This is a genomic window from Vibrio sp. D54 (assembly GCF_021728075.1).
In the GTDB taxonomy this organism is placed as follows: domain Bacteria; phylum Pseudomonadota; class Gammaproteobacteria; order Enterobacterales; family Vibrionaceae; genus Vibrio; species Vibrio alginolyticus.
On sequence record NZ_JAKKCS010000001.1, the window covers coordinates 463,046 to 483,782 of the forward strand.

General features: G+C 46.5%; 17 protein-coding genes and 2 pseudogenes. 15 read left to right on the forward strand and 4 right to left on the reverse strand.

Features of this window, described 5'->3' with window-relative positions; genetic code table 11:
- Window positions 1–26 precede the first annotated feature (26 nt).
- The 5 genes from L3V37_RS02060 to gcvA all read left to right on the forward strand — a co-directional run bounded on the left by L3V37_RS02060 (window position 27) and on the right by gcvA (window position 5,101).
- A complete protein-coding gene (locus L3V37_RS02060) occupies window positions 27–1,061 on the forward strand; it encodes an ATP-binding protein (protein ID WP_237305739.1) in 1,035 nt (344 codons plus the stop codon).
- Entirely contained in the window at window positions 1,058–1,756 is a 699-nt protein-coding gene (locus L3V37_RS02065; RefSeq protein ID WP_025768538.1) for a response regulator transcription factor, read from the forward strand. Before L3V37_RS02060 ends, L3V37_RS02065 begins: the two co-directional genes overlap by 4 nt.
- A 151-nt stretch (window positions 1,757–1,907) precedes the next feature.
- Complete coding sequence (locus L3V37_RS02070) at window positions 1,908–2,561, forward strand: TrkA family potassium uptake protein (protein WP_017447289.1); 654 nt, start codon at window positions 1,908–1,910, stop codon at window positions 2,559–2,561.
- A gap of 1 nt (window position 2,562) precedes the next feature.
- Window positions 2,563–3,927 (forward strand): TrkH family potassium uptake protein, encoded by a 1,365-nt coding sequence (locus tag L3V37_RS02075; protein WP_237305740.1) that lies wholly within the window; start codon window positions 2,563–2,565, stop codon window positions 3,925–3,927.
- A 247-nt stretch (window positions 3,928–4,174) separates the two neighbouring features.
- Entirely contained in the window at window positions 4,175–5,101 is a 927-nt protein-coding gene (gene gcvA, locus L3V37_RS02080) for a transcriptional regulator GcvA (protein WP_237305741.1), read from the forward strand.
- Window positions 5,102–5,195: 94 nt separating this feature from the next.
- Here gcvA and L3V37_RS02085 read toward each other — a convergent pair whose 3' ends face one another.
- Entirely contained in the window at window positions 5,196–6,932 is a 1,737-nt protein-coding gene (locus L3V37_RS02085; RefSeq protein WP_237305742.1) for a BCCT family transporter, read from the reverse strand.
- Between the two features lie 319 nt (window positions 6,933–7,251).
- Here L3V37_RS02085 and L3V37_RS02090 point away from each other — a divergent pair, with 319 nt between their 5' ends.
- The 6 genes and pseudogenes from L3V37_RS02090 (at window position 7,252) to L3V37_RS02115 (ending at window position 13,135) form a co-directional block, all read left to right on the forward strand.
- Entirely contained in the window at window positions 7,252–8,439 is a 1,188-nt protein-coding gene (locus L3V37_RS02090; protein WP_213867410.1) for an aromatic ring-hydroxylating dioxygenase subunit alpha, read from the forward strand.
- Between the two features lies 1 nt (window position 8,440).
- Window positions 8,441–9,877: an aldehyde dehydrogenase family protein gene (locus tag L3V37_RS02095; protein ID WP_053303840.1), complete on the forward strand. Its 1,437-nt coding sequence runs from the start codon at window positions 8,441–8,443 to the stop codon at window positions 9,875–9,877.
- Window positions 9,878–10,019: 142 nt separating this feature from the next.
- Window positions 10,020–10,181, forward strand: a pseudogene (locus tag L3V37_RS02100) (rubredoxin); the annotation flags it as partial.
- A complete protein-coding gene (locus tag L3V37_RS02105) occupies window positions 10,170–11,453 on the forward strand; it encodes an NAD(P)/FAD-dependent oxidoreductase (protein WP_237305775.1) in 1,284 nt (427 codons plus the stop codon). The pseudogene L3V37_RS02100 and the gene L3V37_RS02105, both read left to right, overlap by 12 nt.
- Before the next feature lie 12 nt (window positions 11,454–11,465).
- Window positions 11,466–12,788 carry an FAD-binding oxidoreductase gene (locus L3V37_RS02110; protein WP_237305743.1) on the forward strand — a complete coding sequence of 441 codons (1,323 nt, stop codon included), beginning with the start codon at window positions 11,466–11,468 and terminating at the stop codon, window positions 12,786–12,788.
- Window positions 12,785–13,135, forward strand: coding sequence for an ethanolamine utilization protein EutQ (locus L3V37_RS02115; protein WP_005375208.1), 351 nt, complete (start codon window positions 12,785–12,787; stop codon window positions 13,133–13,135). The genes L3V37_RS02110 and L3V37_RS02115 overlap by 4 nt, the downstream gene beginning before the upstream one ends.
- 226 nt (window positions 13,136–13,361) lie before the next feature.
- Here L3V37_RS02115 and azu read toward each other — a convergent pair whose 3' ends face one another.
- The 3 genes from azu to norR form a co-directional block, all read right to left on the reverse strand.
- Window positions 13,362–13,814 (reverse strand): azurin, encoded by a 453-nt coding sequence (azu, locus tag L3V37_RS02120; protein ID WP_005375211.1) that lies wholly within the window; start codon window positions 13,812–13,814, stop codon window positions 13,362–13,364.
- Window positions 13,815–14,149: 335 nt separating this feature from the next.
- On the reverse strand, window positions 14,150–14,800 hold the full coding sequence (locus tag L3V37_RS02125; protein ID WP_053350068.1) for an HAD family phosphatase: 651 nt from the start codon (window positions 14,798–14,800) through the stop codon (window positions 14,150–14,152).
- Between the two features lie 97 nt (window positions 14,801–14,897).
- Window positions 14,898–16,430 (reverse strand): nitric oxide reductase transcriptional regulator NorR, encoded by a 1,533-nt coding sequence (gene norR / locus L3V37_RS02130; protein WP_237305744.1) that lies wholly within the window; start codon window positions 16,428–16,430, stop codon window positions 14,898–14,900.
- A 190-nt stretch (window positions 16,431–16,620) separates the two neighbouring features.
- Here norR and norV point away from each other — a divergent pair.
- The 4 genes and pseudogenes from norV to L3V37_RS02150 all read left to right on the forward strand — a co-directional run bounded on the left by norV (window position 16,621) and on the right by L3V37_RS02150 (window position 20,724).
- A pseudogene (gene norV / locus L3V37_RS02135) lies at window positions 16,621–18,160 on the forward strand (anaerobic nitric oxide reductase flavorubredoxin).
- Window positions 18,132–19,280: an NADH:flavorubredoxin reductase NorW gene (gene norW / locus L3V37_RS02140; RefSeq protein ID WP_237305745.1), complete on the forward strand. Its 1,149-nt coding sequence runs from the start codon at window positions 18,132–18,134 to the stop codon at window positions 19,278–19,280. The pseudogene norV and the gene norW overlap by 29 nt, the downstream one beginning before the upstream one ends.
- 42 nt (window positions 19,281–19,322) lie before the next feature.
- Window positions 19,323–19,661: a DUF1971 domain-containing protein gene (locus L3V37_RS02145; protein WP_005375231.1), complete on the forward strand. Its 339-nt coding sequence runs from the start codon at window positions 19,323–19,325 to the stop codon at window positions 19,659–19,661.
- A gap of 184 nt (window positions 19,662–19,845) precedes the next feature.
- Complete coding sequence (locus L3V37_RS02150) at window positions 19,846–20,724, forward strand: NAD(P)-dependent oxidoreductase (RefSeq protein WP_017821261.1); 879 nt, start codon at window positions 19,846–19,848, stop codon at window positions 20,722–20,724.
- The last annotated feature ends 13 nt before the right edge of the window (window positions 20,725–20,737 follow it).

Genomic DNA, 20,737 nt, shown 5'->3' on the forward strand with positions numbered 1-20,737 from the left:
ACATCGAATTTTGGTTGATGTATTTTATGTTTGTTCAATGGCGAGATAACACCTTTCTCTTTTCTACTACCGTGATTGTTGGCGCGGTTGTGGTCTCATGGCTGTTAGACCAACTGTTTGGCTCTACGGCTGCCGTCCTGCTGATTTTACAGTTAGCGGTCGTGGTGGTAGCGTTTCAATGCAACTCGCGATTCGCTTATGCGGCGGCGGTGATCGAAGCGTTGAGCTTCAACTTCTTTTTCACGACGCCTCGTTACTCTTTGCAGATGTTTCGTCCGGAAGACATTTTTAATTTAGTCGTGTTTATGGTGGTGGCATTTATCACCAGCACCTTTGCGGATCTTTATCGTCGTCAGCAGGGAGAGTTAAAACAAACCAAGCTGCAAAACAGCATCCTGCTATCGGTGTCCCATGACCTACGCACGCCGCTGGCAACCATTATTGGAACACTGACCACACTCAACGAGTACATGCCCAAGCTCAATGGCTTAGAGCGCAAAGAATTGCTCGACAGTGCGACTTCAGAAAGCCATCGCTTGCATCAATATATCGAGAACCTCTTACAGGCGACTAAGCTCCAGCACGGCACATTAAAAATTACCAAAAAAGATGAGCCTATTGCGAATATTGTACGGGACGCGGTTTCTCGTTTGCCAAATTACACCGAGAAAGTGTCCATGAATATGGATGATTCCGTTGATTATTTGTCAGTAAGTCGTTCGCTCATCGAGCAAGCGATTTTTAATGTGTTGGATAATGCCATGCGATTTTCACCAGAGAATGAATCTGTCGAGGTTTCACTTTCTAAGCAGGGTTCGTCGTGCGTGATTGATGTTCGGGACATGGGGATTGGCATCAAAGCTGAAGATGCGGAAAAAATATTCAGCCTTTTCTATTCCGACGCGAACAACAAATCGGCCGATTCAGGCACCGGAATGGGACTCGCGGTTGCCAAAGGCATCATCATCGCACACCAAGGAGAGATTCAATCTATGCCAGTATCAGAAGGGACGCTGATCCGCATTCGACTTCCACTCAATCCAGGAGCAGAGCAGGCGTGAGTTACAAAGTTTTAGTCGTGGACGATGAGCCTCGCATTCATACCTTTATTCGAATTTCGCTGTCTGCTGAAGGGTTTGATTACATTGGCGCGAGTACCATTGCAGAAGCCAAAGCGTGTTTCGAAGCGCATTCGCCGCACGTCATTCTGCTAGATTTAGGCTTGCCCGACGGCGATGGGAAGGAGTTTCTCACTACGCTTCGTCAGACGTATAAAACGCCAGTGCTAGTGCTGACGGCTCGCGATCAAGAAGAGGAAAAAATCCGCCTTTTAGAAGCGGGCGCGAATGATTACTTGAGCAAGCCTTTTGGCGTAAAAGAGCTCATCGCGCGCATCAAAGTGCTGGTTCGAGATTTGGTGGATGAGAAATCCATCGCTGATGAGCTGGTGGCTGGCCGAGTCAAAATCATCAAAAGCACCCACCAATTTTGGTTGGATCAGAGGGAAATTCCACTCACCAAGAAAGAATTTTCTTTCATTGAACAGTTGATTCTCAAGCCGGGAAAACTCATTGAGCAAACTCATTTGCTAGCGGTGATTTGGGGAAAAAGTCATGTCGAAGATACTCACTACTTACGCGTGTTAGTGAGTCAACTACGCAAAAAACTGAACGATAGTGCTGACGAACAGCGACTTTTAAAAACCGAGCCGGGGCTGGGTTATCGTTTAGTGCTAGAGGCGTCCAAGCACCACTAAATTCCAAATTTAATCAACGTTAATGCCAAGGTTTAGTGCTGGTTATCGGCACTCGAACAGGATTCGTGTTGCCTATTTTCCGTGACGGAAAATCAGTCTAGCCCTTAACGCATTAGCATTTTCTATACATAAAACACAGTTAGGTATTGATATGGCTCACTTTACAGTAATTGGTCTAGGGCGATTTGGCGTTGCCGCCAGCTTAGAACTTATTCATCTTGGACACACCGTAACGGGGGTGGATAGCGCCCCGAAAATCGTCGAAAAATACGTCGAGGAGTTAACGCAAGCGGTCATATGTGACGCAACAGACGAAGGTGCACTCAGAGAGTTAGCGTTAGCAAACAGTGATGTGGTGTTGGTGGCGATTGGCGAAGACATGCAAGCCAGTTTGTTGTGTACTCTGGCGCTGAAAAATCTGGGTGTGAAATCCATTTGGGTCAAAGCGAGCACCAAAGCACACCACACCATAGTGTCTAAGCTTGGTGTACAACGCATTATTCATCCGGAAGAGGAGATGGGCGTAAGAGTCGCACAGGCACTCAACTATCCGATGGTGAACAACTATTTGGAAATGGGGCATGGCTTGTATGTGGTGGAAATCCACGTTAAATCCAATCTGCACGATACGCCGCTTTCTAAGTTGATCAGCCGAGGCAGTTACAACATTCAGCCGATCTTGGTGAAGCGCGAAGAAGCCGTCTACACCAATATCAATGATGAGTTTGTGCTTAATGAGTTCGACACGCTGTTGCTTTGTGGTAGTCGCGCTGAGCTGAAATACGTCGCTCCAAGGTTGGTGTAACATGGTTTTGTGGCATCCCTCTATTATCCCAATCGAGCGAAAACCCAAAGCGGGCAAAAAATTGCTGGGCGCACCGCCATTAATACTTAGCCTCAGCTTTGCGTGCTTGATCATGCTCGGCACGGTCTTACTCAAACTGCCGATTGCCACCACAGAGCCCATCACTTGGATTCAAAGCCTGTTTACAGCAACATCGGCCATTACGGTGACGGGATTAGTTGTGGTAGACACGGGCACGGCGTTTACGCCTTTTGGGCAAGTGGTTATTGCTTTCCTGATTCAATGTGGTGGCCTAGGTTTGATGACGTTTGCTATCGTGACCTTGCTGGCTCTGGGCGGAAAAATTGGCTTTTTGGAGCGAGCCGTCGCGAGAGAGGCGTTCAACCAGACTGATTCATCGACACTCATTGCCACTGCTAAATCTGTATTGATGTTCGCTCTGCTCGTTGAACTTATTGGTTTCACTATTTTGAGCGTTTATTGGAGTGAAGAGCTGGGCTGGGAAACCAGTTTGTTCCATGGTTTCTTCTACACCATCAGTGCGTTTAACAATGCAGGTTTTGCGTTGAGTGCCGATAGCTTAATGCCTTACGTGGACGACCCGGTCGTTAACTTCACCATTACCAGTTTGTTCATTATTGGTGGTTTAGGCTTCTCGGTTTGGATTGACTTAAAACGGAATCGCCGTTGGCATCGACTCACCGTTTACAGTCGAATGATGATCTTAGGCACGATGATCATTAACGTGGTGGCACTTATCGCGATTTATCTGATTGAATATGACAACCCCAACACGCTTGCCCCGTTGAACGAAGCAGGGAAATGGTGGGCATCGTGGTTTCAAGCGGTGACGCCAAGAACGGCAGGGTTCAACACTTTAGCTATCGATCAGTTGGAAGATGCCACAACGGCGATCATTCTGGTGTTGATGTTTATCGGCGGTGGTTCATTGAGTACGGCAAGTGGCATTAAAGTTGTGACATTTATGGTATTGGTCTTGGCAACTTACAGCTATTTGCGTCGCGATGAAGCAACCTATGCATTTCAACGCGAGATTCCCAAAGAGACCATCAGCAAGGCATTGGCGCTGACTCTGATCTCGGTGGGGGTGACTTGGTTTGCCATATTCACGCTGTTACTGACAGAGAAAGCGTCTATGTTAGATATTATGTTCGAAGCGGTCTCGGCACTGGGTACGGTTGGGTTATCGCGAGGCTTAACGGGCAGTTTGTCCGAACCAGGTGAGTTAGTGATCATCTTCATGATGTTTATGGGACGATTAGGGCCTCTTACATTAGCGTACTTCTTAGCCAGTCCAAGAAAGAAAAAAGCGCGTTACGCGAGTACTAAACTGGCAATAGGGTAAATGGGCTAACTCGAAGAAAGTGAGCAAAAGGCTAGGCAAAAGAGGAGTAACTGCTCCTCTTTTTGTGCTTGTTGTAGCCACGAAACTGTATACGGCAGTCTCTCTCACAACAATTTATGATTCATCTCTATTTTTTATCATTTATAAATTGTCGTTTTTGAGGTGTTGTCCAGAATGGCATTATCCACGTGCAACATAAGATTGCCGGGAATAAAAATAATTACAATACTGCCTTACTGGAAGATACATGAAAATCAAACCCCTCCCACCTTTAAATAGCCTCGTTGCGTTTGAAGCGTCGGCGCGGCACTTGAGTTTTACGTTAGCCGCTGACGAGCTAAACGTGACCCAAGGTGCTATCAGTCGCCAAATTAGACAATTAGAAGAATACTTAGGCAAGGCTATGTTCACGCGAGCCAATCGAAGCATTAATTTAACGCCTACAGGTCTTCAATATTATCAAGCTGTCAGCCAATCTTTGCTCGATATTGCTCAAATCACGGGTGAAGTGAAGAAATGGCAGGGCGAACAAAAGATCACGGTTGCGACGACAAATGCAATGGCAGCCTTGTGGTTGTTGCCTAAGGTTGCTCAATTTCAAAATGAACATGATGACATCGATATAAGGATATTGGCCTCAGATAATGTGTTGGACTTACGCCGATTAGATTGCGATATCGCTTTGTTTTATTGTCGCACTCCACCTGCGGAAATGGATGTGACAACGCTATTTTCAGAAGAAGTCTTCCCTGTGTGTAGCCCGCTTTATTTAGAGAAAATAGGCCAGCCTAGTGAGCCAGAAGAAATCTTCAATAAAACGTTACTCTATCTGCAAGAGTCTCAAAGAGATTGGGTGAATTGGGAGCAGTGGTTTGCAAGTGTGGGGTTGCCAAATATTTCGCCTCGTAATCGCATGAACATCAATAACTATCCAATGCTGTTACAAGCGGCAATTAATGGTCAGGGAATCGCGTTAGCCTGGGGGTCATTAGTGGACGACTATTTACAAAGCGGTGCTTTAGTTAGGCCAGTCGAACACGTGCTTTCAACACCTTCCAATTTCTCTATGCTTGAACCTAAAAATAGAGGTTTAATCCCAGCAAGCGTCAAGCGTTTTAGAGAGTGGCTTTTGCAACAGTTGCCAGATGAGGTGGGTGATCGAGGTTTAGCCTAAATCAATAAGCAGAGAAAATAACAGAGTTTGGTCATGTTAAAAAGCGGGAGTACCAGTTCCCGCTTTGTTTTAATTGATTGGATGAAACGACGCACTAACTTAGTACTGGTCCTTGATTGAGTGTGGAATCATCTTTCAGCGAGGATGTTGAAGCGATAGGCTCGGAAGCCACAGCTTTGCTTTCAACAAGCGGTTCAACAGGACCATCAAGTTTCTCTTGCTCTGGGTGAACATGCTCAGGCAGCATTGCCCATGGCTTAGGTTCGCGTCGAATACTATGGAACAGCGTTAAGCTCATCACCGCGATAAAAATGGCGATAGGGAAACCGGCAATAATGGAGGCCGTTTGCATTGCTTTTAACCCTTCTGCGTATAGAAGTACTCCCGCAATGGCTGCGATCATGATCCCCCACAATACGCGTATAGAGGTAGGAGGCTCACTGTGCCCAGCGGCATCGAGGGTGCATAGAACCAAGGTACCCGAGTCTGCGGAGGTAATGAAATAAGTACCGAGCAATAGACACGCAAGCACGCTAAGTAGTTTACCAAACATACCTGTATCTAGATTGTCGAATAGCGTAAACAAAGCGCGTGTCGTATCGGCTTTAGTCGCTTCAAGAATCGGGCCGCCAGAAAAATCCGCAGGTGGTGTCTGTTTGGCTTCTTGTGCCGCAGTGACTTGCTCTTGATGAGCAACACGAGCGTCTTGCTCTACCTTCAACGCTGCACCACCAAATACTGAAATCCATAAAAACGTGATTAGCGTAGGTACGATTAATGCGCCACCGATAAGTTCACGTATTGTGCGTCCTTTAGAGATACGAGCCACAAACATGCCAACGAAAGGTGCCCAAGTCATCCACCAAGGCCAGTAATAAGCCGTCCACCAGTTTTGCCAGCCAGAGTCATTCTGTGCATCGCTCCATAAGCTCATACCGACAATGTTTTGTGCATAAAGCCCCGTACTTTCGAGTAGCGTATTTAAGATATAGCGAGTTGGACCAATGTAAAGTACGACTAGCACGAGTGCGAGTGAGAGCAGCATGTTCCATTCTGATAAACGGCGAATACCTTTTCCTACACCAGATAGCACCGACGCAACCGCACAAGTACAAAGGGAAACGATAATAAAGAGTTGAATCCCCAAACTAATTTCTAGACCAAAGGCTTGATTCAAACCAGAGTTTATTTGGATAACTCCCATCCCCAAGGTTTGAGAGATACCGAAAGCTGTCACCGCGACTGTTAGGATATCAACCGTGTGCCCGATAGGCCCATAAATACGATCGCCAATCAAAGGGTACAAGATAGAGCGTAGGGTAAAAGGCAGATCTTTACGGTAGGAAAAGTAAGCTAATGCGAGTGCAACAATAATAAAGACAGACCAAGGATGTAGACCCCAGTGAAAGAATGTCAGTTTCATTGATGTTGTTGCGGCTTCATTGGTCAGGCCTTGAGTAAATGGGTTGTCAGCGTAATGCCACATCGGTTCGGCGACCGACCAGAAAATTAAGCCTATCCCCATGCCTCCGGAAAAAAGCATGGATACCCAAGACAAATAACTAAACTCTGGTTTTTCGTCATCTTTACTCAAACGAATATGCCCATATCGACTAACCATAAGGTAAAGAAGAAACCCGACAACGAGTGAAACAAGTCCGATGTAAAACCACTTCATATTCTGTAGCAAAATGCCGGAAATCGTTTCGAAGTATTGGCCCGCTTGGTTGGCGAGAATGGCGCAGAAAAGTACAAAACCGATAACGACGATCTTTGATGCGATAGTCACAGTCGGATTGAGTCCTTTCAATATCCCAGATGTTGCTCTCATAGGCATCCCTCACAGTGCGTTTGTTTTAGCGTTATTGTTTGTTGCGTTATTGTTAATTTTTGAAAGAGAGTAGAGAGAGGGCTTTTGTGTTTCAACTGATTAATACTCATCGGTTAATGAGTATTAATCATGACAAGAAGATCATTGTTAATTAAAAGGTTATTTTTTTGTTCGAGATCAATGCATGAATGACAAAAACTCATCCAAGCCCGGCGAAAAAGTCGTTTGTTTGTTGCCGGGTTGTTAATCAAAATCATCTCCACTAACACAACACGATGTTGTACGCACTGGATGCAACTCGACTCTCGGAGATAAGAATATGAGCAATGTCAACCAAACCATTATTCCTGTTGAACTTGTTGATAATGTACTGAACCCAATCAGTGAAGCAACAGGAATGCCGAATCAGGCCTACACCAGCGAAGAGTATTTTACTTTTGAGCGTGATCAGGTGTTTGGTAACACTTGGGTATGCATTGGTTTTGCATCAGACCTGCTTAAAAATGGCTATGTGATGCCACTTGATTTCATGCATCTTCCACTACTCATGATGAGAAATCGTCAAGGTGAAGTCCAAGTCTTCCACAACGTATGTAGTCATCGTGGTATGAAGCTGGTGCATGAGGCAGGCGAAGTTCAAGGTATGATTCGCTGTCCTTACCATTCATGGACGTACGATCTTGACGGCAATCTAAAAGGCACACCACACATTGGTGGTATCGCAAAACACAAAGATGACCGATTTAAGTGTGAAAAACATGGCCTTAAGCCACTTCGTTCAGCCGTTTGGATGGACATGGTGTTCGTCAACTTATCGGGCAATGCAGAAAGCTTTGAAGAGCATATCGCGCCGCTAGAGCAACGTTGGCAGCAATTCTTAGGTGAAGAAGGATTAGGGCTTCTTCGCCGCGTGAACATGGGTGGCAACCTAGAGATAGAAGTGAAAAGTAACTGGAAGCTTGCCGTAGAAAACTACTGTGAAGCTTACCACTTACCTTGGGTGCATCCGAGTTTGAATAGTTATTCTCGCCTAGAGGATCACTACAACATCATGTTTGCAGAGCGTTTTGCTGGCCAAGGTAGTCTCGCATACAACCTCTCTGATACTGCAGGAACACACTTACCTAAATTTCCAAACTGGCCAGAAGATAAACTGCGTCATGCAGAATATGTTGCACTCTTTCCAAACGTGTTGCTTGGTATTCAAGCCGATCATGCCTTTGCGATGATGATTGAACCAATCACTGCGAATAAGAGTGTTGAGCACCTACGTGTTTTCTATGTGGGTGATGAAGCAACGAAAGATGAGTTCGCTGCGTGCCGTACTGCTACCGTTGAGTCATGGCGAGTCGTATTCGGCGAAGATATTGGAGCGGTCGAGGGCATGCAGGAAGGTCGTTACTCACCTGGCTTTGGTGGTGGTGTGTTCTCACCAGAAATGGATGTTCCGACGCATTTCTTCCAAACCTGGTTGGCAAAGCAAGTGAAAGCGGTACTGGAGCAGTAATATGATGCATTACCTTAATTATATTGATGGTGAGTGGTGCGATTCAGAGCAAGCGCTGACCGTCATGAACCCTGGCACAGCCGAAGCGTATGCGACGATTGCAGAAGCCACTATCACAGATGCCGATCGCGCAATGGCAGCGGCACGTCGAGTGGTCTATCAAGGTCTTCTTTCGGACGTTCGTCCCGCCGTCAGAACCGAGTGGATGTTAAAAGCCGCCGCAGCTATTCGTGAAATGGTTGATGAAGGTGGGTTAGTTGCCTGTCGTGAAAATGGGAAATCTTTGCAAGATGCCAAAGATGAGTTTTTAGAGTCGGCACGTTACTTCGAATACTACGCTGGCATGGCCGACAAGCTGGAAGGCACGTCAATTCCGTTGGGTAAAGACTATGTCGACTTCACTCAATATGTGCCGTTTGGCGTGTCAGTGCAGATTGTGCCGTGGAATTTCCCTGTCTCTATTTGTGCACGCTCATTGGCACCTGCATTAGCCGCAGGTAACGCAGTGGTGATCAAATCGCCAGAGATTTCTCCACTTGCCATGACGTTGTTGATTAAAGCGATTGAAAAAGCGGGCTTCCCAAAAGGCACGATTAACTTGCTATGTGGCAAAGGCTCAGTCGTTGGCAGTCATTTGGTGCAGCACCAAGAGGTCGATCAAATTGTCTTTACGGGTTCTGTTCCAACTGGCCAACGCATCCTGCAAGATTCAGCGCAACGCGCTACTCCATCGGTGATGGAGCTGGGTGGTAAATCGGCTGCTATCGCGCTGAAAGATGCGAGCCTCGAAACACTTTTGAAAAGCGTTCAGGTAGGTATTTTCTTTAACGCTGGTCAAGTTTGTTCGGCAATGTCTCGTTTGCTGATTCAAAAAGAGCGTTATGAAGAAGTAAAAGCGGCGGTTGTGGAAATGGCAAAAAGCCTAACCATTGGCCAAGGCGAAAGCCAGCCGGACATCACACCGTTGGTATCGGCTGATCAACAAGCGCGCGTGCTTGAAATGATAGAACAAGCAAAAGCCGACGGCGCGAACATCCTAACGGGTGGCTACGCCCCTGATTTGTCGGGTTACTTTGTGGCACCGACGGTGATTGAAGCCTCACCAGATATGCGTATTGCTCAAGAAGAAGTGTTTGGCCCTGTACTGGTAATTACACCGTTTGAAACCGAGCAAGAGGCCGTTGAAATCGCGAATGGCACCGATTTTGGCCTGGTCGCTGGTGTCTTTGGTGAAAGCCTAAACCAAACATTGCGTGTGGCACAGCAACTGCGTGGTGGACAAGTGTTCATCAATGAATGGTTTGCTGGTGGCATCGAAACACCATTTGGTGGCGTGGGCTTGTCCGGGTTTGGGCGAGAAAAAGGACAAGAAGCGATTTATAGCTACGTCCAGACACGCAATATTGCCATTCGTTTGCAGCAAGACAGCAACGTATAGCTACCGTGTAACTGTATTTTCATCACCTCGTACCGGCTTGGATTTCAGACCACAAGCTAGGGCGAGGTTGATGGAATCGCTACAAATCTGACAGCGGTTTGTAAACACGGAAATTCTGAACAAGGTAGTTGGAGTAAAAGTGATGAGAAAGTGGCTCTGTATTATTTGCGGCTTAATCTATGATGAAGCACAAGGTTGGCCATCCGATGGCATTGCACCAGGAACAGCATGGGAAGATGTACCGGATGACTGGTTATGTCCTGACTGTTTAGTGGGTAAGGCCGATTTTGAAATGATCGAAATCACCGACGATGCGCCACTAGAAGAGGTTGCAGCGGTGTCTTCGGTGTCGGTAGAAGCGTCTGTTCAGCCAAATACGGCTCAGCCTCTTCCATCTGAAGTTACTCAACCTGTATTCTCAAATGACCCTATCGTTATCATCGGTAGTGGCCACAGTGGTTACCAGTTGGCGGCGGCACTTAGAGCACAATCCGAGACGGTTGCTATCACCGTCTTTACCGCTGATGATGGCGCTCTGTACAGCAAACCAGCTTTGTCTAATGCGTTGGTCATGAACAAAGACGGCGACGCGCTACAAAGTGAGAGCGCGTTGGAGTGGGAAAGCCGTCTCAATATCCGAGTTTATCCGCATACCCGTGTTGAACAGATCGATCGTGCCAATTCAACGCTACATACCTCCATCGGTAAATACGCCTACAGCCGCTTGGTACTGGCAACAGGTGCATCACCGATTGAAATCCCAATTGAGGGCGATCGCTCTTGGGTTATGAGTGTGAACGACTTAGTTGACTACCGCCGTTTCAGATCGGAGCTGCAAGACAAAAAGCGCATCGCGATCCTAGGTGATGGCTTAATTGGCTGTGAGTTCGCGAATGACCTGATCGAAAGCGGTTATGAAGTGACAGTTATCGGGTTGGGTCAATGGCCAATGGAGCGTTTGATCCCGCAACAGTTGGGTGAATCATTACAAAGCGCACTTGCCGATCGAGGCGTGCAATGGGCTCTACAAGACAGTATCACCAGAATCGAGCCAAGGTCCGCATCCAGTGCGGTTTTACATCTAAACAGTGGCAAGCAGATTGAAGCAGATCTAGTGCTGAGCGCGGTTGGACTCAAGCCAAATGTTTCTCTGGCTGAGCAAGCAGGGCTCGAAGTGGGCCGCGGCATTAAAGTGAATCAATTCGGCCAGACGAGTGATGAGAATATTTACTCGCTAGGTGATTGTGTTGAAACTGAGCAAGGTTGGCAGCCCTATATTGCACCGATTAATCAAATGATCCCTTCTGTAGCGAAAAGCTTGCTAGGCGATGTCGCCTCTATCTCGTTAACACCAACTCCAGTGATTGTAAAAACGCCGATTCTTCCACTCACGATTTTCCCGGTAGCCGCTGAAGAACAGGGACAATGGTACATCGAGAACCAAGCAGATGAATTGACCGCTGCGTTTTATTCACCAGAAGGAGCAATGCTCGGTTTTGCGTTGCTAGGAAGAAAAGTACAGTCATTACGCGGCCCTTGGCTAGATCAATTGTCATTGAAACTGTCAGCAGCGTAGCGGAGAAAAAAGATGATTCATTTACCCAATGATGACGTGACGTGTGGTTGGTATCATGCGTTGCCAAGTATTCCAGAAAAATCGGCGTTAAAAGGTAAACAAAGTGCTGACTATGCCGTGTTAGGTGCCGGTTTCGCAGGCCTAGCTATGGCAAGACGTTTAGCTGAACTTATGCCTAATGCACGAATTATACTGATTGATGCGCAACGTATCGGCCAAGGGGCTTCAGGAAGAAATTCGGGCTTTGTTATCGATTTGCCTCATAAGTTTTCACTTGAGCATCCCGACCCTGAGCACAAACAAAAGTTATTGTCGCTCAACCGCTCTGCGATTGCTCAGCTAAACACTTTAGTGTCAAAGCACAGTATTTCTTGTCAGTGGTCAGCAAAGGGCAAATATCAAGGAGCCGTAGGGGCGCGCGGTGAAGCATATCTCGATCACTTTGAGCACCTAATGAAAGACCTTGGCGAACCATACTTCCATGTTAATGGCAGTGAGCTGGCGAAAGTCTTGGGAACCAACTACTACAGCCGCGCAATTTACACGCCAGGTGGTTATTTAATGCAACCTGCTGCTTTGGTGCGTGGGCTAGGGGAAAGCCTTCCAGAGAACGTCGAGGTGTTAGAGAACTCGCCAATCCGCAAGTTCAGTAAAGAAAACGGTTGCTGGGTATTACATGGAGATAGTGGCTCTGTTGAAACCCCTGAACTGCTGCTTGGGACCAGCATTTTTACTCGGGAGTTTGGTTATCTTAAAAACAGACTACTTCCAGTGATGACGTTTGCAAGCTGGACGCGTCCATTAACCGACGCAGAAATGCAACGATACGGAGGTGAGCTGAATTGGGGGTTAACTTTAACTCCAGCTGATCATGCGGGAACGACGTTACGTATGACCGCCGATCGACGTATTTTGATTCGCAATACTTACAAACACGTGCCGAAATATGGATCAAGCATGAACGATAAAGTCAGAGAGCAAATCCGAGACGATCATCGTCAAGTCTTTTTGGCGCGTTATCCCGAGCTGGCCGACGTGCCATTTACTCACACATGGGGTGGGGTGTATGCCATCTCTCGTAACTTTACTAACTTTTTTGGTCAATTAGATGAAGGTGTTTATGCCAGCGCTTGCGACAATGGTGTTGGTGCTGCGTGGGGAACCATTTCTGGAACACTGTTAGCTGACTATGTCGTTGGTGCGACATCTAAATCATTGGATGACATACAGCAAGTGACAGGAATGCCTTGTTTGAATCCGCCAGAGCCTTTTTTAGGTTTGGGAGTAAAAACGCGTATCCAATTAGCAAAATGGCAAAGCCGGAGTGAATTATGAAGCAAGTCAAACTTGTTGATAGTAAAAGTCTAGATTTCAATGTTCGTGGTGATACGCCAGGAATGGCGTATGTTGCCAGGGCGTTAAGCCCAGAAATTTCACCAAACATTGGCGTAGGCTTTGCTAAATGGGAAGGCGCTAAAGTGGCTTGGACAGTGCTTTATGATGAAGTTATTTTCGTGATTGAAGGCTGTTTCGAGCTGACCGCAAATGGTGAAACACATTTTGTGCACCCAGGTCAGATGCTGTGGATACCGGAAGGGACTGAATTGGTTTATGGTGGGCATGCTCTGTTCGGCTATGTGGTTCATCCAGGAAACTGGAAAGAGTTACATGGTATTGAATGACTTTTATCATTTAGTAGTGTCTCGGAAAGGCAAAACAAAAATCCGATTTTTACCCATGAGTTTTCGTAAAAGAACTTAATCTCAATGGAGCAAGGGTTTCTTACTTGCTATGTTTCTTGGTCACGTTTCCAGACGTGTTAGACCTTTATCAATTGCTATTTTATCTATCAAAAAGGGAAGCCTTGGCTTCCCTAGAATGAGTCTTCTTTTGGCTTGGCTAAATCTTTTATTTTAGCTCAAATTTACCCTGCATGATTGCCCAGTGACCCGGGAATGAACAGAAGAATGAATAGTCACCGCCGGCTTTCATTTTCTCAGTACTGAACGTAATGCTGGTGCTTTCACCGCCACCAATTACTTTTGTGTGAGCGTAGACGCGATCATCGTTTGGTTTTACGTAGTTATTTTCTGCTCCAGCTGCCATGCCATCAGTACCGACTGCTTGTAGGTTGGCTGTGTCAGAGATGACCACGTTGTGACCCATCGATTGCGCTGGCATCTTACCTGTGTGATTCAGCGTCAGTTTTACCTCTTTACAAGTGGCTGGTACGCTCAATGTTTTAGTAGAAAACTGCATCATATCGTTAGCATCTAATGACACTTCACACTCGGCACTGGCTTGGGCACCAAAGCTCATTCCGACTAATGCGAAGGTTGTTGCTAATAAACGTAAAGACATATAACACTCTCCATTTTGTATTTTAGGCTGACTTGGATTGATCTTATCCAATAGTTCTCATTATCAGCCAATTTTCACTCCAAAAACGTGCTTCAATCGGTATATTGACGTTTTGTTGCAAGCTTGTACTGGTCAGTTCCGCTATTTGATCACTCAAATACCTTATTTCATGCGATTGCGTGAGTTAAATCAAAAGTCGTGATTAGCCAGAGTTAAGGTGAAATTAATCTCGCTAAACGGGTGGAAGAATCGTTTGGTTTTAAGGTATTGGAGAGGTTTCGAGAAAGAAGCTCAGCTAAATTGCTGAGCTTCTAGAGAACAGATGACAAGTAAACCTAGCGAGTTTGTTTTAACGTGTGCAACACATCATGCAGTGAAGGTGCGACGGTATGGCCTAATTGTTTTATTTCGTTGCAAGGCTCAACCAAATCAGGAATTTGATAAGTGATCATGTTCGCTGCTACAGCAGCACGCACGCCATTATTTGAATCTTCAAAGGCGAGACATTTGGTTGGATCTACGCTTAGACGACTTGCTGCAAGCAGGTAGATCTCTGGATCAGGTTTGCCGTGTGACACTTCACAGCCTGTCGTTAAGTTGTCGAAATACTTGCTTAGGCCCGCTAATTCCAACTTCTTCTGTGCCACTTCTTTTGCTGTAGAAGTGGCGACTGCAATTGGCAACCCTTGGCTTTTCAACCACTCAAGCAGCTCAATCACCCCTTCTTTTACTGGTATCGCTTGGTGCTTAACCACAGCGTCGTAACGGTCGCGCCACTCTTGGTGTAAGCGGTCAAGATCATCCCCATAAGCTTTACGAAAAATCACTTCAATGCCCGCTGCATTGCGACCAATGATTGAAAGGTAAACATCTTTATAGAAGGGTAGGTTCTGGGCTTCACATGCTTCTTGGAAAATATGCATACAGACGCGCTCAGTATCAAGGAGCAAACCATCCATATCAAAAATAGCAGCTTGGTAGTTCATTACATTAAGACTTTTTGGTTGGGATGGCGCATTTTGACACAAGCAACATCGATTTTCCTGCGGAATTCCACCATCTCACACGCTTTTTACCCAATCCCTATTTTATCCCTAGGCGTTTTGCTAAGCGGTGTAAATTACCGTTATCTAATTCAAGCTGACGTGCCGTTGCTGCCCAGTTGCCTTGGTTTTCTTCCAGTGCTCGAACAATCATCGCTTTTTGGAAGGCGTCTGTGGCTGGTTTCAATCCGCCTTCTGGTAACTCAAGCCGAGAGCTTTGTTTCGTTTCTTCAACGTTCTTGATGTTCTGATTCGGCGTTCTAATATCAAAATCTTGCTCAACTAACTCAATGTCCATGGCGTGAGTGCGCGCTTTTGCCAAAACACCAGCACGTTTAATGACATGTTCAAGCTCTCGCACGTTGCCTGGCCATGAATAGTCTTTGAGTGCTTGCACTAAAGTAGGGGACAAACGAATGCTGTTCAATCCCAATTTGCTTCTTAAGCGTTCGGCAAAAAAGCCTGCGAGTAACACCACATCGTCTTCACGTTCACGAAGAGGTGGAACATGAAGCGGGAAGACGCTTAGACGATGATACAAGTCTGCTCGGAAGCGACCAGCAGTCACTTCTTCATGCAATACACGGTTGGTGGCGGCGACAATGCGTGTGTTGACTCGAATATGGCGGTCATCACCCACACGTTGAATGTCGCCGTATTGTAGGGCTCGAAGTAACTTGGCTTGCAGCTCTAACGACAGTTCGCCGACTTCATCCAAAAACAGTGTGCCGCCATCGGCTTGTTCGAACTTACCTTTACGATTGCTGATCGCGCCTGTGAATGCGCCTTTGATATGGCCGAACAACTCGCTTTCCGCGACTGATTCTGGCAGCGCCGCACAGTTGAGGTAAACCAAAGTATTGTTAGAGCGACTAGAGCGATGGTGAATAGCGCTCGCAACCAACTCTTTACCTACGCCCGTTTCTCCCATCACTAGCACAGACAATTCCGTATCGGCGACGGCATCAATCTGCTCTTGAAGATTCTTCATCCCCTGAGAGTTACCAATGATTTCATTACTTAAGGTGCGTTTCTCGGCGTAAGAGTCGCGTGGCAGGCTCGCTTGTGTCTCTAGTTGTTCTAGTAGGAGTGCAGTGTGTAGGCCACCTGCTGCCAACGCGCTGACAAAACGTAACTCTTGGTTGCGTAGCCCATCGAATTGGTTGGGGTCGAAGGCGTCAATCGTAATGGCACCGATCAGTTGATCGTCGATCAGCAAAGGTAAACCAATGCAGGAATGGACATGCAGTTTGTCATCGTGGTTTGGAATCAAGCCATCGTATGGATCCGGTAAATCACTGTCAGAGGGAAAGCGCACGATATCGCCTGCTCGGGCAATGGCTTCTAATCTTGGGTGCTGCTCAATGGAGAAACGGCGTCCAAGCACTTCTCTCGCCAATCCATTGATCGCTAAAGGTTTAAAGTGCTGGTCTTCATACAAAAGAAGGGCAGAAGAGTCACACTTCAATACCTCTCGAATCGTGGTTAATAACGTATCAAAGCGAGCCTGTTGAGTGAGCGCCGAGTTAAGGTCTTGCGTGATGTGTAGCCATTGCGCGATTAAAGAAGTCATAGCCAATACCGATTGTGTCAATATGACTATTGTAGTGTCTTAATGACAATTTTCAACTGTGTCTAAATGACACTTGTCAAAGTTGGATTTTAATTAAGATATTGAAATGTATAGTAATTAAAAGTTGGCACGCCCAGTGCAATACAAGAAGAAATTATTTTTGTTTATCCCGTCATTCAAGGTAGTAATTATGACAATTCACGTAAAAAACAACATCCACTGGGTAGGTCAACGCGATTGGGAAGTTCAAGACTTCCACGGTACAGAATACAAAATGACAAAAGGTACCAGCTACAACAGTTATCTAATTCGTGAAGAGAAAACCGTATTGATTGATACGGTCGATCATCGATTCAGTCAACAATTCATCCAAAATTTAGAGATGGAAATCGACCTTAAGTCTATCGACTTTATCGTGGTAAACCATGCAGAAGAAGATCACTCAGGCGCGTTGTCGGCTTTGATGGAGAAGATTCCGAACACGCCAATTTACTGTACAGAAGCGGCGATTGATTCGATTGTGGGTCATCATCACCATCCTGAGTGGAACTTCAAAACCGTAAAAACGGGCGACAGCATCGATATTGGTAACGGTAAGCAATTGGTGTTCGTGGAAGCGCCGATGCTGCATTGGCCAGACAGCATGATGACTTACCTAACTGGCGATGCAGTGTTATTCAGTAACGACGCATTTGGTCAGCACTACTGCGATGAACGTTTGTTCAATGATGAAGTGGATCAAAATGAGTTGATGGAACAGTGTTTGCGTTACTACTCAAACATCCTAACGCCATTCAGCAGCTTGGTAACCGCTAAAATCAAAGAAGTGCTGAGCTTTAATTTGCCTGTTGACATGATCGCCACGTCACACGGTATTGTATGGCGCGATAATCCGGTTCAAATCATCGAGCAATACTTAGCGTGGGCAGACAATTATCAAGAAGATCGCATTACGATTTTCTACGATTCTATGTCAAACAACACCCGAATGATGGCCGATGCAATCGCGCAAGGCATTCACGATGTCGACCCTAGTGTGGCGGTCAAAGTCTTTAATGTCTCTAAGCATGATAAGAATGAAATTCTCGCCAATGTATTCCGCTCAAAAGGCATCTTGGTTGGTTCGTCTACCATGAATAACGTCATGATGCCGAAGATCGCTGGCATGCTAGAAGAAATTACCGGTCTGCGCTTTAAAGCGAAAAAGGCCGCTGCATTCGGTAGCTACGGGTGGAATGGTGGCGCGGTGGATCGTATCCATGCTCGATTGACTGACGCAGGTTTTGAAACCGCAGTGAGCTTGAAAACCAAATGGCGACCAGATGGTAAAGCGATGCGTGAATGTCGCGAACATGGTCAGAACATCGCAAAATTGTGGGCAAAGCATGACCTGACAAGTCCTGTTATTTCTCCTGCGATTACTGCATCTGTACCACAAGTTCAATCACAACCCGTTGCGCCAGTGACAACACAAGCGGTAGTAGATGCTGCTCCTAGCAACCCTAGTACTGAGGCGCATCCCGCAGATTGTCAATGCATGGTTTGTACGGTTTGTAATTGGGTATACGACCCAGCTAAAGGCGAGCCTAACCAAGGTGTTGAACCGGGTACAGCTTGGTCGGAAGTGCCAGATTACTTCTTGTGCCCAGAATGCCATTTAGGTAAAGACGTTTTCGTTGAATACAACGGTTAGGAGGGAATATGCAAGCACCTATTGTGATTATTGGTAGCGGCTTTGCGGCTTACCAATTGGTGAAAACAGTGCGTCGAATGGACGCACATATTCCGCTGCAAGTGTTTACTGCTGATGACGGCGCGGAATACAACAAGCCTGATTTGAGTCATGTATTTAGTAACAAGCAAACTGCCCGAGACTTGGTAGTTAAAAGTGGTGAGGCGTTTGCACAGGAACACAACATCGAACTGTTCGCCCATACCAAGGTTGAGCATGTCGACGTGCAAGCTCAGCAAGTGGTCGCCAACGGCCAAACCTATCCTTATTCCAAACTGGTGTTTGCGACAGGCGCGAAAGCCTTTGTGCCGCCAATATCTGGCGATTCAGCACCTGAGGTGATAACGCTGAACTCGCTACAAGAATATCAATTAGCGGAAGAGCAAATTAGCCGCGCGGAACGAATTCTAGTAATGGGTGGTGGTTTGATCGGCGTCGAGATCGCCACGGATCTCGCAACCAGTGGTAAAGCCGTTACGGTGGTTGAGCCAAATCCCCGTTTGCTCGCTAACTTGATTCCTGAATTTGTTGCATTGCGGCTGGAGAATCAACTTAAGCAGCAAGGTATTCAACTTGCCTTAGAGACTGGAGTTGTCGCGATCAATCACTCGGATGATTCGCTGGTGGCAAGCTTGAGCAAAGGTAAGGAAATCGAAGCCGATGTAGTGATTTCAGCTGCGGGTTTACGTGCTAACACTTGGTTAGCGAAGGCTTGTGGGTTGAGTGTCAATAAAGGCATCGAGGTGGATGCTCGATTACAGACATCAGCAGCCAATGTGTTCGCATTAGGCGATTGTGCTGAGATCCAAGGTCGAATGATGCCGTACCTCCAACCGATCGTGCTAAGTGCCAATGCTTTGGGCAAACAACTACTGGGGCAAGAAGCAGAGTTGAAACTACCGCCTATGATGGTAAAGGTCAAAACGCCGAGCTACCCAATTCAATTGGCAGGCGATTTTAGTTCGGTGACGAACTGGAGCGTGCAGATTTCTCAAACTGGCATTGCCGCGAAAGCAGAAGATGAAAATAGCCGACTCATGGGCTTCGTCGTGACGGGAGAACAAGTTACGCAAGCATTTCCATTGCTTCGAGAGTTGTCTCAAGCCGCTCAGGCTTAACCGATTTTAACGAAAAGAATTGTAATTAGAGAGGGTATCATTATGTCGCATCTAAGAATTCCTAAAGACTGGACTGTTCAACGTTCAACGCCTTTCTTCACTAAAGACAATGTGCCACCAGCGCTACTGACTCATCACAATACCGCTGAGGGAGTGTTTGGACAGCTTTGCGTCATGGAAGGGCAAGTGACTTACTACGGCTTTGCTGATGAAAATGCCACAGAAGCAGAAGTAGTGGTGGTGATTAATGCAGGCCAGTTTGCTACAAGTCCACCGCAGTACTGGCACCGCATTGAGATGAGCGATGATGCTCAGTTCAACATCAATTTCTGGTCGAACAAGGACAAGAGTGGGCAAGCGATGTTCCATGCTAAGCAGTAGTGAACCTATGTAAGTGCTTTGACTGTTACGCTAATCGTCAAGTAAAGGGGTGTAGAAGGCGCAATAAACGGACTGCAATGCAGGATCATCGAGACCGAGGAAAGAGAAATCACGAGTAATGATTTCAATTCTTTAGTAGCATGTTACGAAACATTTCAGTCAGGTGAACTAAGGGAAGCGTGCAATGGAAAAACAACGAGTAGCATTTATTGGTCTGGGTGTGATGGGATACCCAATGGCTGGTTACCTAAGTAAAGCGGGCTTTGAAACCAAAGTATACAACCGCACAAAAGCGAAAGCCGACAAATGGGCTGAAGAATACCAAGGCGTAGCTTGTGAAACACCACGTGAAGCGGCGGAAGGCTGTGACATCGTTTTTACCTGTGTGGGTAATGATGATGACGTTCGTAGCGTTGTTTACGGTGAAGAGGGCATTCTGGTCGGCTTGAAAGCGGACGCAGTGCTAGTCGATCACACGACCACTTCTGCAGACCTAGCGGTTGAGCTGGCTGAAGCGTGTGTTAAGTACGGTAATCACTTTATTGATGCGCCAGTTTCTGGTGGTCAAGCGGGCGCAGAAAATGGTGTTCTAACCATCATGTGTGGTGGTGAACAAAGCATTTTTGACCGTGTGTCTCCGGCGATGGATGTGTACGCGAAGCAGATGACGCTACTGGGTGAAAACGGTCAGGGTCAACGCTGTAAGATGGTAAACCAAATCTGTATTGGAGGCGTTTTACAAGGTCTGAGTGAAGCTTTGTTGCTAGCACAAAAATCAGGCTTGGACATTGCTCAAGTTGTAGAAACACTTAAGCATGGCGCTGCAGGTTCTTGGCAGATGGAAAACCGCGCAAATACGATGGCTGAAGACAAGTTCGATTTTGGCTTCGCTATTGATTGGATGCGCAAAGACTTAGGTTTCTGTCTGCAAGAAGCTGAGCGAGTGGGTCTAGAACTTCCACTGACTAAGAAAGTGGATGAGCAATACGCAGACCTTCAACGTGATGGTTTAGGTCGCATGGATACATCAGTACTGATCAAAGCGGTAGCTAAAAATCAGTAGTTGATGAATCAGT